The 15357-nt window shown below is 43.2% G+C and carries 12 protein-coding genes; all 12 read right to left on the bottom strand.

Features of this window, described 5'->3' with window-relative positions:
* Nucleotides 1–18 precede the first annotated feature (18 nt).
* Nucleotides 19–972 (bottom strand): class I SAM-dependent methyltransferase, encoded by a 954-nt coding sequence (locus tag CHF41_RS02750; RefSeq protein WP_119875883.1) that lies wholly within the window; start codon nucleotides 970–972, stop codon nucleotides 19–21.
* Nucleotides 973–994: 22 nt separating this feature from the next.
* Entirely contained in the window at nucleotides 995–1393 is a 399-nt protein-coding gene (comGG, locus tag CHF41_RS02745; RefSeq protein ID WP_162911910.1) for a competence type IV pilus minor pilin ComGG, read from the bottom strand.
* Nucleotides 1394–1400: 7 nt separating this feature from the next.
* Entirely contained in the window at nucleotides 1401–1835 is a 435-nt protein-coding gene (comGF, locus tag CHF41_RS02740) for a competence type IV pilus minor pilin ComGF (RefSeq protein WP_119875881.1), read from the bottom strand.
* On the bottom strand, nucleotides 1822–2115 hold the full coding sequence (gene comGE, locus CHF41_RS02735) for a competence type IV pilus minor pilin ComGE (protein WP_119875880.1): 294 nt from the start codon (nucleotides 2113–2115) through the stop codon (nucleotides 1822–1824). The genes comGF and comGE overlap by 14 nt, the downstream gene beginning before the upstream one ends.
* Complete coding sequence (gene comGD / locus CHF41_RS02730) at nucleotides 2087–2515, bottom strand: competence type IV pilus minor pilin ComGD (protein ID WP_119875879.1); 429 nt, start codon at nucleotides 2513–2515, stop codon at nucleotides 2087–2089. The genes comGE and comGD overlap by 29 nt, the downstream gene beginning before the upstream one ends.
* Entirely contained in the window at nucleotides 2475–2789 is a 315-nt protein-coding gene (gene comGC, locus CHF41_RS02725) for a competence type IV pilus major pilin ComGC (RefSeq protein ID WP_075105262.1), read from the bottom strand. The genes comGD and comGC overlap by 41 nt, the downstream gene beginning before the upstream one ends.
* A 1-nt stretch (nucleotide 2790) precedes the next feature.
* Nucleotides 2791–3828, bottom strand: coding sequence for a competence type IV pilus assembly protein ComGB (comGB, locus tag CHF41_RS02720; RefSeq protein WP_119875878.1), 1038 nt, complete (start codon nucleotides 3826–3828; stop codon nucleotides 2791–2793).
* The gene (comGA, locus tag CHF41_RS02715) at nucleotides 3740–4690 is read right to left on the bottom strand and encodes a competence type IV pilus ATPase ComGA (protein ID WP_119875877.1); all 951 of its coding nucleotides are present in this window, start codon (nucleotides 4688–4690) and stop codon (nucleotides 3740–3742) included. Before comGA ends, comGB begins: the two co-directional genes overlap by 89 nt.
* 107 nt (nucleotides 4691–4797) lie before the next feature.
* Complete coding sequence (locus CHF41_RS02710) at nucleotides 4798–5151, bottom strand: DUF1033 family protein (protein ID WP_119875876.1); 354 nt, start codon at nucleotides 5149–5151, stop codon at nucleotides 4798–4800.
* Nucleotides 5152–5267: 116 nt separating this feature from the next.
* Nucleotides 5268–8903, bottom strand: a complete 3636-nt coding sequence (rpoC, locus tag CHF41_RS02705; protein WP_119875875.1) for a DNA-directed RNA polymerase subunit beta' — start codon at nucleotides 8901–8903, stop codon at nucleotides 5268–5270.
* Nucleotides 8904–8975: 72 nt separating this feature from the next.
* The gene (gene rpoB, locus CHF41_RS02700) at nucleotides 8976–12539 is read right to left on the bottom strand and encodes a DNA-directed RNA polymerase subunit beta (protein WP_119875874.1); all 3564 of its coding nucleotides are present in this window, start codon (nucleotides 12537–12539) and stop codon (nucleotides 8976–8978) included.
* A 417-nt stretch (nucleotides 12540–12956) separates the two neighbouring features.
* Complete coding sequence (gene pbp1b / locus CHF41_RS02695; RefSeq protein ID WP_119875873.1) at nucleotides 12957–15338, bottom strand: penicillin-binding protein PBP1B; 2382 nt, start codon at nucleotides 15336–15338, stop codon at nucleotides 12957–12959.
* Nucleotides 15339–15357: the final 19 nt, after the last annotated feature.

Here is a 15357-nt window from a genome sequence, read left to right as displayed (position 1 = left end):
AGTATATCAAATTTTCACCTAAATTGCATTATCTTGTTTCCATTTTTTGAAATTCTCAGTAAACAGTCGAACCTCTTCTGGATTTTGCAAATTTGTCAACGGGTAAACAAAGGTTTCAACCGGAGTATCCGTTTGCTTCTGCAATACAAAAATCGTTTTCGCCATAGACTGGGTACCAAATAGACTTGATGGCAAAGTCATCACTGCAACAATGCTAGCGTGATCCTTCAGCCAAGCTTTTAAAAGCGAACTTTGAGGGCTTGTCAACAAATCATTTGGCGCAAGTAAGATAGCGTAACCCCCTTGTTTCAAGTATTTTAAGGACTGCTCAATCAGTAAATGGTGGGCGTAAGTATGCTCTTTTGAACTCGCCACTTGGTAACGCTGAGCAATACGGTCATCAGGATAGTAGCCAATTGGCAAATCACCGATGATAACTTGGCTCTCTTTTAAAATTTGCGGACGAACCGCATCCCCCTGCGCAAAGTGAACACTACTTTCCATAACATCTGCAATGCTTGCAGACAAGTCAATCAGCAAATCATCCACTTCAATTCCTAGATAGTCAATGTCTTTCTGGCTATGATTTAAAATTGTTTGAGCTAGATTACCGGTACCCGATCCGATTTCTAAAACTGTTATCTCTCGATCAATCACTAACTGATCCAAGAGAAAGGTCAAGATAAAGCCAATGCTGTCTGGTGTAAATTGATGATTGTACTGCATAGGCTCTGTCTGATTAGCCTTGATAAAAAGAAATTGGTAGGCACGGCGCCACTCCTCAGCTGTCAGTTGTAATTGCTTCAAGGTAGCAATGTTCGTAGCAACCACTTCATTCTCATGACTCCCTGCCAAATAAGCAGCATTTTGCTCAATCAAGGCATCATAAAAGTTCGTTCCCAGAAGATTCTGGATTGTTTGGACATTTTCTAATAGCAGGTCATAAGCCTGTTCGATCTTTTCAAAATTCATATTCCTATCATATCAAAAAAGACTATTTTTCGCTAGGTAAAGGAAATGAATAGGAGAAATCATGACCTGCTGTCGTCGTAACTGTCACCAGAAGCTGATTGTTCTCTGATTGATAGTGCGATTGTCCTTTAGAAAAGCGAATATCTCCCTCTACCTTAACATTCTTTAAAACTTCCTTAGGCTTCACATCTGCTCCTTTCAACTCTCCTTCCACCTTTGAAGGATTCAAAGGAGTTTCTGTCGTTCGGCTCTTTGCGGTTATTTCCTCCCGCGCAATATCTGCTGTCCATTCAGCCATCAAATAAGCCTCTGTACTTTCGTAATCAGCCGAAGCAACTCGTGCTTCTGACAATTGAGCATGTAAATAAAACTGCAGCAATAAACTGAAAATAGCGACCATGAGCAAGGCATATAACATCATTCCTCCCCTACACTTTTTCTTCAAAACGATAGACAAAACTTCTCTCCCAACCATTTTCAAAGGTAATATCAATCTGAACAAGGCTTTTATCTTGGTAGACTGTAGCAGACGCAACCTGATATAACATAGGCTGATAGCCTTGACCCTTGTCACTCGTCTTACGAAAATCATCTGCCTTTGATTTACCAAAAGACAGTTGTTGACCAGATTTTTCGACATATAGATGGTCATTTTCTACTTTAACTAGACGCACGTCGGCCAATTCATATCGCAGTTGGTCCGCAAAGACCAGCCACTTCTTTTCCAAGCTGGTATCCTGATAAGTGACTTCATGATGAACGAGCTTAGCCAAGCCATCAAATACGAGCAGACTGCCTGAGATAATTAACAAGGCTAGAAGACACTCCAAAAGCGTAAAAGCCGCCGCCTTACTCTTTTTCAATATTTAAAACCTCCTCACCTTGATAGTAGACACGAATATAACGGCTACCTCGCTGAACTGTTACGATATTGCCATTCAGAGTAAGGCGTTCTTGTCTTGACTGGATGGCCATCTTGGCTAACAACAAGACTTCTTGTTTTTGCCACTGTTTTTCTTGCCACTTTCTGCTATGAAGCACTCCTGTCAGGAGTAAACTTGTAATCATTGAAAAGATAGCTAATGCGACTAGACTTTCTAGTAAAATATAGGCTTTATTTTTCTGTCTTTTTATAGTTCCCACTCCCTAAATATAATTGATAGCTGATTTTCTTTTCCTTAGTCAAAAATTCAATTTTTGCTAAAGAGGAATTCCCACCATGATGGTCGACTAGGACTTGTTGTGCCTGCCGAAGCTGCACGGTAGATGGTAATTTCAATCGATCATACCCATTTGAAATCGTAGATGCTGTAAAATCAAGGACCACTGGCCTATTAGAAGATATAGCTAACTGTTGGCTCGTCTTATACATCCTTTCAAATTCAAGAAAAAACACTTGCTCTTCTACACCTGTAAATATACTATGAACCGAGCCAGATAGTAGAATTGTCACAAAACTAATCATAAACAAGGTTAGCAAGCTTTCTATTAAGGTATAGGCTCTAAGGCTTGACTGTACGAGACTGGTTTGTGTTTTTTGCATAATATTCATTGTAGGCTTGCGCCTGCGCTTCCGTAATTGCTCCCGTCTCCACCAACCGAGACAGACTGGCTTCTCCTTCGTTTTGTAATTCATATAATTCAGCTTGTCCTTCAACAACCTTCACAACCACTGCGTTTCCTGTCTGCTTAGCATTCTCTTTTTGCTTGCTTAAATTTGGGACAAACAAGAGCAAAAGAATACTGATGATGAGTAGGACAACGAGCATTTCTATTAATGTAAAACCTTTTACTTTTATCTTCTTCAATTTTTTCATTTTAAACCTCCAAATTTTGATAAATTGGCAATAGCATCGCTACATAAATTAAGACGACGATGACAGCTACAAACAGAAATACCATAGGTTGAATTAACTGCATGGCAGTATTTAACTTGGCAAAAAATTCCTCCCAACACTCGTTCGCATACAACCGTAGTTCATGTCCCAGCTTGTCTTTTACTTGACCGTATTCAATCATGAGACTCAACTCCTTCTTGAAAAAAGGATAGTGTTTGATATGTTCTTCAAAGGCAACACCCCTCTCTAAAGCCAGACCCAACTCCCTTCCGATTCTACGAAATAAATCTGACTGCTGATGTTGCATCAATTCAACAATCTGAGTCATTTCAAGACCTTGACCGATGAGATTGCCCCATTCACGCGCATAATAAGCAGTTAAATACAACTGAAGCAATCTCCCTGCAAAGGGCAAACCCGCCAACAAACTGACCGTCTTTATCTTCTCAGACCTCCGATAACAATAGCTCAAAAGAACTACTAAAGCAAGGCCAATAACAGCCGACACTAAAAAGACAAGCGGAAGTAAATTAATTATTGTTCTTGCACCACTTCCCTCTTCTAATTGGGGCAAAAGATAACTTTTTAGGCCTAGCATGATTACAAGCAAAAATAGTAGCAAGATAACTGGATAAGTTGCTACCTCAACCAGCTTCTTCCGCACTTTTACAAGATTTCCCAAATAATCTTGAATATGAGTTAAACTCAGCTCCAGATTACCATGCACTTCTGCCAAGGCGACCTGAGTTACGACCGCATCTGAAAATTGTAAATCTGAAAGAAGAACCGCAAAAGGTTTCCCAGCCAACAAACCCTGATATAAAAGATTAGTATAACAATCTGCCAACAATTGGCTCTTTTTTAGAAAGTCAACAATTTCTACTAGATGAAAGCCACTTGTCAGCAGATTAGTAAACAATTCAATCATTTTACGTTGACGAACCAAGGACAATTTTTTCGGCCTCTGCTTGACGAGCGCTGATATATCCTGCCGCAAAAAGCTGGTCAATCTGTTCATTCCACCGCGCTGGCGAATAGGTTTGGTAAGCTTGCGTTGCCACATCTACAATTCCTCCTCCTCCGATTAAACGTTGATACATAATACCCTGCAAGGCATGATGCAATTCATCAGGACTCACTCCCAGCTCCAACATGCGGGCATAAACACCTGGAACACTCTTGCCATGGACAGTTGAAAAAATCGTTACCCCTGTCAAGCTAGCGCGAATGACCGCCCGCGCTGTTTCTGTATCCCTGATTTCTCCAATAATCAGCAAGTCTGGCCGATGCCGTAAAGACAGCTTGATTAGATTGTCATAGGTCAAACCAATGGCTTCATTGAGCTGTAATTGTAGCATTTCATCTCGCTTAATTTCTACCGGATCTTCAATAGTGACAATCTGCCGGTCGGCAAATTTCAGCCCTGCCAAATGATACATCAGGGTGGTCTTGCCAGACCCAACCGGACCCGAAAACAAATACAAACCTCGTCCCCTAATCGCTTCCTCTACATGCCTCAAGGCATCAAACCAGAAATGGAGATGCTCTTCTTGATCATATAAAAAACGAATCACCAGACTTTCTTTTCCTCGGTAGTCCCCAACTGCTGAAAACCTGAGCGCTATCGTTCCTGCTCCGTAATCATAGTCACAAGCGCCTTGCTGGCTACGCCGTTTTTCGCCGACACTCATGCCAGCAAGAAACTTAAAATGACTAATCACTGCCGAATAGGTCGCCTCTTCCAGCTCGCTGACTAGCTTCCTAGCATCCAAGATACGCTCATAGACTTGACAAGTGACTTCTTTGGGTAGTAAATAAAGGTCGCTGACTCGCTTTTCTACTGCTTCTCTAATCATTGCTTGTGCTATTTTTTGAACCATATCTCCTCCTTACTTTCTTTATTCGTAAATGATTCTCCTTTTGCATATTTTTTAAAAAATTTTTTGAATAAAGAAAAAAGCTCGGTGCACAAACATCGAACTTTCTCTTAAACTTTATTTTTTATTTTGCACAAACGTGGTCTTTTCCCTGTATCTTTACGCTGTAAACCTGTTGGTAAATTTTCCTTGGCTTCGAGCAAGATTAAGGAGTGATAGTTCTGCAAAGATTCATCACATTCATCGCACCAATACTGATCTTCTGGATCCCAGAAGGCTGTCATCAATCCGTCCCGACTTTTTTTCATCGGAAATCGTTCAGACAAACAGACCCATTGACGTTGGTAAGCCTGCAAGGCTTCTTCATAACTGTCGTAGAATTTGTTGCTAGTGATATTTTCTTCCCAGCCGTCTAAGAACCACCAGGGTTCAAAATCCCCATACATTCTAATTACTCGATACATCTCTCATACTCCTCTATGTCCACTATTATAGCGAATTTTCAAATAGGAGAAAAAGAATTAGCTTGTGAAATTTGTTCGTAAAAAAGCATACCTCTTTTGAGATATGCTTTCTGTTCTTATTCTGTTACCATTTCTTCTGCTAATTCTTCAGCAACGGTATCTTCAATGATTTCAACTTCATTGACAGCTTGTGGCTCAATGTTACGGTAACGTGCCATACCAGTACCTGCTGGAATGATTTTACCGATGATAACATTTTCCTTCAAGCCGAGAAGATTATCACGTTTACCACGGATTGCCGCATCTGTAAGGACACGTGTGGTTTCTTGGAAGGAAGCCGCAGACAAGAAACTGTTGGTTTCAAGAGAGGCTTTGGTAATTCCCATAAGGACTGGACGAGCAGTCGCTGGGATTCCACCTGCAATCACCACATCCGCATTGGCATCGGTGAAGTCTGTAATATCCATGAGGGTACCCATGAGCAAATCAGTATCTCCTGGATCCATGACACGAACTTTACGCAACATTTGACGAACCATTACCTCGATGTGTTTGTCTCCGATTTCTACCCCTTGACTACGGTATACTTTTTGTACTTCAGAAAGGAGATAGGTCTCAACAGACAAGACATCGCGGACTTCAAGCAAGCGTTTTGGTTGGATTGAACCTTCTGTAAGGGCATCACCACGCGCTACTTGAGAGCCAACTTCTACACGCATACGTGCAGTAAATGGCACCACGTACTCGCCTTCGCCAGTCTTACCTTTGACAAAGACTTTCTTCGTGCGGGTAGCCGCATCTTCATCGATTGCTGTTACCTCACCCTTGATTTCTGTAATGACCGCTTCCCCTTTTGGATTGCGGGCTTCAAAGATTTCTTGGACACGAGGCAAACCTTGCGTGATATCTGAGTTAGAGGCTACACCACCCGTATGGAATGTACGCATGGTCAACTGTGTTCCAGGCTCACCGATAGACTGAGCAGCGATTGTCCCCACTGCTTCACCCACTTCAACCGCATCACCTGTCGCCAAGTTGATACCGTAACAATGACGGCAGACACCGTGGCGGGTGTTACATGTAAAGACAGAACGAATGGTCACTTGTTCGACACCAGCATTGACAATTTCACGGGCAGTATCTTCGGTAATCAATTCATTTGGACCGATAATAACCTCACCTGTCTCAGGGTGTTTGACAGTTTTCTTGGTGTAACGCCCTTGCAAGCGTTCTTCAAGCGGCTCGATCATTTCCTTGCCGTCAGTGATGGAACGGATATCCAAACCACGGTCTGTTCCACAATCGTCCTCACGGATGATAACATCTTGGGCAACATCAACAAGACGACGTGTCAAGTAACCTGAATCGGCTGTTTTCAAGGCCGTATCCGTCATACCCTTACGAGCACCGTGAGTTGAGAAGAACATTTCCAATACAGAGAGTCCCTCACGGAAGTTTGACAAGATTGGCAATTCCATGATACGGCCATTCGGTGCTGACATCAATCCACGCATTCCGGCAAGCTGTGAGAAGTTAGAGATATTACCACGGGCTCCAGAGTCCATCATCATAACGATTGGATTCTTCGGATCTTGTGATTCTGTCAAGCGTTTTTCCAATTTCTCTTTGGCTGAACGCCATTCATCTGTCACCGCTGCGTAGCGCTCATCATCGGTAATCATACCACGACGGAATTGTTTCTTGATTTGTTCCACACGTTCGTGTGATTCTTCAATAATTTCTGCCTTGTTGTCAATCACTGGAATATCTGCAATTCCCACTGTCAAACCTGCAAGCGTTGAATGGTAGTAACCGAGGTCTTTCAAGCGGTCAAGAAGGGCAGATGTTTCAGTTGTGCGGAAACGTTTGAAGATTTCTGCGATGATATTTCCAAGATTTTTCTTCTTGAATGGAGGATTGATTGGAAGCTCTGCAATCGCAGCTTTGATATCAGATCCTGGTTCCAAGAAATACTTGTCTGGTGTACCTTCTGTCAAGTTGGCATTGGTTGGTTCTTGGAGATACGGCAAGCCTGCTGGCATAATTGCATTAAATAAAATCTTACCAACAGTCGTCATCATGACCTTGTGTTTTTGCGACTCTGTCCAAGGCTTATCAAGGCTGTCTGTCGCAATACCTACACGGGTATGCAAGTGAACATAGCCATTGCGGTAAGCCATCACCGCTTCATCCATATCTTTGAAGACCATACCTTCGCCTTCACGACCAGCATCTTCCATGGTCAAGTAATAGTTCCCCAAGACCATATCCTGAGACGGTGTTACAACTGGTTTTCCGTCTTTCGGGTTCAAGATGTGTTCTGCTGCAAGCATAAGGATACGTGCTTCTGCTTGTGCTTCTTCTGACAATGGTACGTGAATCGCCATTTGGTCCCCGTCGAAGTCAGCATTGTAAGCCTCACACACGAGCGGGTGCAAGCGAAGGGCTTTTCCGTCAATCAAAACTGGCTCAAAGGCCTGGATACCAAGGCGGTGAAGGGTCGGTGCGCGGTTCAATAGCACTGGGTGTTCTTTAATGACTTCTTCAAGAATATCCCAAATACGATCATCTCCGCGTTCAATCAAGCGTTTTGCTGCTTTTACGTTTCCTGCAATTTCACGGGCAACGATTTCACGCATAACAAACGGCTTGAAAAGCTCAATTGCCATTTCACGTGGCACACCACATTGGTACATTTTTAGAGTTGGACCAACAGCAATAACAGAACGTCCCGAGAAGTCAACCCGTTTTCCGAGCAAGTTTTGACGGAAGCGCCCTTGTTTCCCTTTCAGCATGTGGCTGAGGGATTTGAGCGGACGGCTACCTGGCCCTGTAATAGGACGACCACGGCGACCATTGTCAATAAGAGCATCAACTGCTTCTTGGAGCATCCGTTTTTCATTTTGGACAATGATACCTGGTGCATTCAGCTCAAGCAAACGTGCCAAACGGTTGTTCCGATTAATGACACGGCGGTACAATTCATTCAAGTCAGAAGCCGCAAAACGTCCACCGTCCAATTGAACCATTGGACGCAAATCTGGCGGAATAACTGGCAAGATGTTTAAAATCATCCATTCAGGTTTGTTGCCAGATTTGTAGAAGGCATCTAACACATCCAAACGACGAACCGCCTTGATGCGTTTTTGACCAGAAGCTGTTTTCAATTCTTCTTTCAAAGCTGTAATTTCAGCTGGCAAATCTACTTGCTTGAGGAGATCTTGAATCGCCTCTGCACCCATTTTCGCTACGAATGAACCGTGTCCATACTCACGCAATTTTTCACGGTATTCGCGCTCAGTCATGATTGACTTGTGCTCAAGCGGTGTATCTTTTGGATCAATTACCACATAAGCCGCAAAGTAGATGACTTCTTCAAGCGCACGCGGGCTCATATCAAGGGTCAAGCCCATACGACTTGGAATCCCTTTGAAATACCAGATGTGTGAAATCGGCGCTTTCAACTCGATGTGTCCCATACGCTCACGGCGTACTTTAGCACGAGTAACCTCTACACCACAACGGTCGCAGACGATTCCTTTGTAACGAATGCGCTTGTATTTTCCACATGAACATTCCCAGTCTTTTGTCGGACCAAAAATGACTTCATCAAAAAGTCCGTCACGCTCTGGTTTGAGCGTACGATAGTTGATTGTTTCAGGTTTTTTAACTTCACCATAAGACCATGAACGGACCTTGTTGGGAGAAGCTAAAGTGATTTGCATACTTTTAAATCGATTTACGTCAACCACTAATAATCCCTTTCTTCATTTCTAACAAGAGGAATCGGCAGAAACAGGCGCCTGCTCTGCTTCTGCTCATCCTTATTCTTCTGATTCGGCTGCAAATGCGGCTGCGGCATCAGCTGCGGCCTTTGCACGCGCTTTTTCTAAATCATCTACGTGGATGATGTCATCATCTTCGCCTTCATCAAGGTCACGAAGTTCTACTTCTTGATCGTCTTCATCAAGGACACGCATATCAAGACCAAGTGATTGCAATTCTTTCACCAATACGCGGAATGATTCTGGCACACCTGGTTTTGGAATTGGTTTTCCTTTAGTAATTGCTTCATAGGCTTTCAAACGACCATTGACATCATCTGACTTGTAGGTCAAGATTTCTTGAAGAACGTTTGAAGCACCATAAGCTTCAAGTGCCCAAACCTCCATCTCACCGAAACGTTGTCCACCAAACTGGGCCTTACCTCCAAGAGGTTGTTGGGTAACAAGTGAGTATGGTCCTACTGAACGTGCGTGAAGTTTATCATCAACCATGTGGTGGAGTTTAATCATGTACATGACCCCAACAGATACACGGTTATCAAACGGCTCACCAGTACGTCCGTCATAGAGAATCGTTTTAGCATCGCTATCCATACCAGCTTCTTTAACCGTTGACCATAAATCTTCTGAACTTGCCCCGTCAAATACTGGTGTTGCAATGTGAATGCCCAAGTTACGAGCAGCCATTCCAAGGTGAAGTTCCATAACCTGTCCGATATTCATACGAGAAGGTACCCCAAGCGGATTCAACATGATATCAACTGGTGTTCCGTCTGGAAGGTATGGCATATCTTCTACTGGTACGATACGAGAGACCACCCCTTTATTTCCGTGGCGTCCCGCCATCTTATCTCCGACCTTAATCTTACGTTTTTGAGCAATGTAGACACGAACCAGCATGTTGACACCAGATTGCAATTCATCGCCATTTGCACGGGTAAAGATTTTGACATCGCGAACAACACCGTCAGCACCATGAGGCACACGAAGAGAAGTATCACGAACTTCTCGAGATTTATCACCAAAGATAGCATGGAGGAGACGTTCTTCTGCTGACAAGTCTTTCTCACCTTTTGGAGTCACTTTACCAACAAGGATATCGCCTTCTTTTACCTCAGCACCGATACGGATAATTCCCATTTCATCCAAGTCTTTCAACGCATCTTCACCAACGTTTGGAATTTCACGAGTAATTTCTTCAGGGCCTAACTTGGTATCGCGGGTTTCTGATTCGTATTCTTCCAAGTGAACAGATGTATAGACATCGTCTTTCACCAGACGCTCACTCATGATGACCGCATCCTCGAAGTTATATCCTTCCCACGTCATGTAGGCAACGATTGGATTTTGTCCAAGCGCCATTTCCCCATTTTCCATAGACGGTCCATCTGCGATAAAGTCGCCTTTTTCAACGATATCACCTACTTTAACAAGTGTACGTTGGTTATAGGCTGTACCTGAGTTGGAACGACGGAATTTTTGAATGTGGTAGACATCAAGCGAGCCGTCTTCGCGACGTACCTCAACCTTATCTGCATCTGCATAGATAACTTTTCCATCATGCTGCGCAATAACTGCTGCTCCTGAATCGTGGGCTGCTTGATATTCCATACCAGTTCCTACATAAGGAGCTTTTGGATCAATCAATGGCACGGCTTGACGCTGCATGTTGGCACCCATGAGTGCACGGTTGGAATCGTCGTTTTCAAGGAAAGGAATACATGCTGTCGCAACAGCAACTACCTGCTTAGGTGACACGTCCATAAAATCCGCAGATTCCGCTGGGAATTCTTGGTTGTTACCTTGGTGACGTCCCATGACAATCTTGTCTACAAAACGGTTGTTCTCATCAAGTGGAGAAGTCGATTGCGCAACGATGTAAGCATCTTCTTCATCAGCAGTCAACCAGACGATTTCATTGGTAACCGTACCAGTCGCACGATCAATCTTACGGTATGGTGTTTGAATGAAGCCATACTTGTTCAAATGTCCATAAGAAGACAAGTTATTAATCAAACCGATGTTTGGTCCCTCAGGCGTTTCAATCGGACACATACGACCATAGTGGGTATAATGCACGTCACGAACTTCGTAACCTGCACGGTCACGGGTCAAACCACCAGGCCCTAAGGCAGATAAACGGCGTTTGTGGGACAACTCTGATAATGGATTGTGTTGGTCCATGAACTGCGACAACTGAGATGAACCAAAGAATTCTTTGATTGCTGCTGTTACAGGACGGATATTGATAATTTGTTGTGGAGTTAAGACTTCATTGTCCTGTACACTCATGCGCTCACGGAGATTGCGCTCCATACGGGTCAACCCGATACGCACTTGGTTAGCAAGCAATTCACCTACGGCACGAATCCGACGATTTCCAAGGTGGTCAATATCATCAACGCGACCAAGACCTTCTGCAAGGTTGAGGAAGTAGCTCATCTCAGCCAAGACATCGGCTGGTGTAATCGTACGCACATTTTCTGCTGGATTCGCATTTCCGATGACAGTTACAACACGGTCCGGATCAGTTGGTGCGACAATCTTGAATTTTTGAAGCAAGACAGGCTCTACCACAACTGCCGCATCATTTGGAATGTATTCCACCAAGTTCAATTCATCGAATTGATCTTCGATTGACTCAAGTACATCACGGTTTAAGACAGTGCCAGCTTCAAGAACAATTTCACCTGTTTCACCATTAATCACGTGTTCAGCCAAAGTTTGGTTGAGCAAGCGAGTACGGAGGTTCAATTTCTTGTTAATCTTGTAACGACCAACAGGCGCTAAGTCATAACGACGTGGGTCAAAGAAACGTGCTGTCAACAAGCTACGTGAGCTTTCTGCTGTCTTAGGCTCACCTGGACGAAGGCGCTCATAAATTTCCTTGAGGGCTTCATCGGTCCGTGAATCAGCTGGATTTTTATGAATATCTTTTTCAATGGTATTACGAACTAACTCACTATCACCAAAGATATCAAAGATTTCATCATCACCTGAGAATCCAAGTGCGCGCACAAGCGTTGTAAATGGAATTTTACGGGTACGGTCAATCCGAGTATAGGCGATGTCTTTTGAGTCTGTCTCAAGCTCTAACCAAGCACCTCGGTTTGGAATAACAGTTGAACCATAACCAACCTTACCATTTTTATCAACCTTATCATTGAAGTAAACACCAGGCGAACGTACAAGCTGACTAACGATAATCCGCTCACCACCATTGATGATAAATGTTCCCATTTCAGTCATGATTGGAAATTCACCAAAGAAGACTTCTTGTGTCTTAATTTCGCCTGTTTCTTTGTTAATCAAGCGGAAGGTCACAAAGATTGGCGCTGAATAACTTGCATCATGGATACGCGCTTCTTCTAGGGTATACTTTGGTTCTTTTAATTCATAACCAACAAATTCCAATTCCATTGTATCTGTAAAGTTGGATACTGGAAGTACATCTTCAAAAACTTCTTTAAGACCGTGATCTAAGAACTCTTTGAATGAGTCGGTTTGAATTTCAATCAAATTTGGTAAATCAAGAACTTCTTTGATTCTTGAAAAACTACGACGGGTACGGTGCTTGCCGTACTGAACTTCATGTCCTGCCAAGTTTTTAGCTCCTTCTTTTTTCTCTAGATCTGATTCTCCAGATCACACACTGCCGTTTTGTCAGAATTTTTAGAATCTTTAAGAATTGATGACAATTCTCCCAAAATCCCAAAAATGAGCACAAAAAGAGCAGCTAAATCTTCCTTAACTAAGTGTGATTTAACTGCTGTAAGCCTTGTTTGGACAATATTTCAAACAAGACACACGACAAATAATATAGGGTTATTATACACTATTTCCCTTGATTTTTCAAGCCTTTTCACCCTTCTTTTTCAGTTGGTAATTTAGGGTAATTTAGCGCTGGTTTTTGAGATAGCACTTGACAAGAAGTCACAGGTTTAAACAACCAAACGACCACAATAAAAACAATAAAAAAGAAGCTAGCGACTAGCTAACTCCTTTGTTGCTATCTCAAGATTAGTGCTCAGATTCACTACTTGAAGCCGGCTTGGTGTCTGATGACGACGAAGTTTTGCTTGAGCTTGAGGATGATTTTGGTTTAGATGGCGCAGGAGGGGTAAAGGTACTCCATGCTTTGACATAGTCGCCATCTGTCCCACCAATCATAAACTTATAGTCGGTAATCGGGGCGCCATTCTTGGCCCAATAGCTGGTTGTCATCGCTCCGCCTGGCGTAATTGGCACACCGTTTACATGAACAGTAGCTGGTCGCATTCCAGTAGAAGCTAAGACACTTGATGCAATCACACTGTCATCCAACTCAAATCGCCCCTCGAACAACTCTGGACTCGCCTCATAAATAGCACTCGTCAAATAGGCAACATAGGCTGAATTGTTGTTATACCCCGTCAAGAGCTCCATGCCCGTATTGTCATCATGACCAGCCCAGGTTCCCAAGGTAATCTTTGGTGTTGCCAACATGAGCCAGACATCAGCTGTATCGTTACTCGTCCCTGTTTTTCCAACCAAATCACTAGCTGCTGCTTGAGGGTTAAGCGCTGCTAAGCGTCCTGGGAAAGTAGAAGTAGCTCCTGATGCCAACGCTCCCCTTAAAAGCATCATCATGATACTAGACGTCGCTTTCGAGTAGACTTGTTCAGGTTTTGCTTCATGTTGATAAATTACCGTCCCATCATGAGCCGTAATTTTCTCTACAATATAGTTTTCATTGTAAACACCACCATTTGCAAGAGCCTGATAGGCATTTGTGTTGGTAGCAACCGTCGTCTCAACTCCACCCCCAATTGGTAGACTTTCAATATCATACAAATCGATGTCATAGTTCATCTTATCCATATAGGATTTGACATCTACACCTGTATTTTGAAGCATTTTGTAAGTCCAAAAGGCTGGAATATTGGCTGACACATTCAAGGCATTTTGTAGCGTCATCATCCCTGTTCCCCTACTATTTACGTGCATAATAGGCGTTCCATCAGAGAAAGTTGTTGGATAGTTGGATAGGACACTAGCCGAGCCCATTAGTCCTTGATCAATAGCAACTCCGTAAGCTAGAAAAGGCTTAATGGTAGAACCTGGAGATCGCTTGGTATTAAGAGCGTGGTTATTCTGGTTTGAGCTATAATCTCGACCACCCACAAAACCTAAAATAGCACCTGTTCGATTGTCTAGAAGGACACTCCCGGTCTCAACCAAACCACCGCCACTATCGAGCACCTCACCATAATTGGCCACAACAGACTGCATGGCACTGTAAATATTTTTATTGACCGTACTAGTGATGGTGTAGCCACCCTGGCTGATACTCTGCTTTGCCAAATCCTTGTAGGCTTTGACTGTCTCATCATTTTTCAAATCCTGCGCAGAGACTTGATCTCTCTTGATCAAGTAACGATACATGATATCCTCTGCCTCTGACAAGACCGCATAATACAAGTAATCCTTTGTATCTTTTAAGATCGGAGCTGGTGCAACAAAATCCTTCTTAATATCATAGGCCAGATAGGTCTCATAATCTTCTTTGTTAATATAACCCGAGCGGTACATGTTGTACAAGACATCTTTTGAACGTTCAATCCCGTAGGCCATATCCTCTTCAGATTTAAAACCACCGCTAGCGGTATAAGGGGAATACACAATTGGACTCTGTGGTAAGCCTGCAATAAAAGCTGCTTGCGGAATAGTTAAGTCTTTAGCAGACTTCCCAAAAATGCCACGCGCCGCCGCCTCAATACCTGCAATGTTGCGCCCTTGATTGTTGCGTCCAAACGGCGAAACATTGAGATAGGTCGTTAAAATTTCTTCCTTACTCATGGCACGTTCAAGAGCAAGAGCCGAGATGATTTCATTTGCTTTCCTGCTAAAAGTCGGCGCATCTCCCACAATCTGTTGTTTTATCAGCTGTTGGGTCAAGGTCGAGCCACCACTTGATGAGCCGACACCTGCTGATCCAAGCGCCGCACGCAAAACCGCTTTCGGCACGACACCATTATGACTTTCAAACGTCGCGTCTTCTGTTGCAATGACCGCGTATTTGACATTATCAGAAATCGCATCACCATTTACTGGAGAGCGCAACAAATCTGAACTAATCTCTGAAACAAGACTTCCATCAGCATAAACCACCTTTGAAATACGGCTGACTTCTGTCACTTGTTGCACTAATTTTGTAGAATCAGGCACCGTTACACTATCAAAAAGACTAGCAACATAGCCCAGCCCAATCCCTGTTCCGAATATCCCCAGCAAAAAAATGACAATGGCTCCAAAGTCTACTAATAGTTTTAAGGTGCGTAAAGCAATACCGGCTATATCACTGATTGTCAAAGAAACGATTTCCTTCGTTTCTTTCTTTTTCTTAGGTAATTTAGTCGTCATAGATAACTCCTTATCTTCC

Origin of the sequence: Streptococcus respiraculi, assembly GCF_003595525.1 — a bacterium.
Lineage (GTDB): Bacteria > Bacillota > Bacilli > Lactobacillales > Streptococcaceae > Streptococcus > Streptococcus respiraculi.
This window is presented reverse-complemented; position numbering and strand designations above follow the sequence as displayed.

Bases quoted from the DNA above. Each gene is read 5' to 3' on its own strand.
- comGB (WP_119875878.1), bottom strand. From the start codon at position 3,828: ATGAACAGATTGACCAGCTTTTTGCGGCAGGATATATCAGCGCTCGTC.
- comGC (WP_075105262.1), bottom strand. From the start codon at position 2,789: ATGAAAAAATTGAAGAAGATAAAAGTAAAAGGTTTTACATTAATAGAA.
- CHF41_RS02750 (WP_119875883.1), bottom strand. From the start codon at position 972: ATGAATTTTGAAAAGATCGAACAGGCTTATGACCTGCTATTAGAAAAT.
- pbp1b (WP_119875873.1), bottom strand. From the start codon at position 15,338: ATGACGACTAAATTACCTAAGAAAAAGAAAGAAACGAAGGAAATCGTT.
- CHF41_RS02710 (WP_119875876.1), bottom strand. From the start codon at position 5,151: ATGTATCGAGTAATTAGAATGTATGGGGATTTTGAACCCTGGTGGTTC.
- comGA (WP_119875877.1), bottom strand. From the start codon at position 4,690: ATGGTTCAAAAAATAGCACAAGCAATGATTAGAGAAGCAGTAGAAAAG.
- comGD (WP_119875879.1), bottom strand. From the start codon at position 2,515: ATGCAAAAAACACAAACCAGTCTCGTACAGTCAAGCCTTAGAGCCTAT.
- comGG (WP_162911910.1), bottom strand. From the start codon at position 1,393: ATGATGTTATATGCCTTGCTCATGGTCGCTATTTTCAGTTTATTGCTG.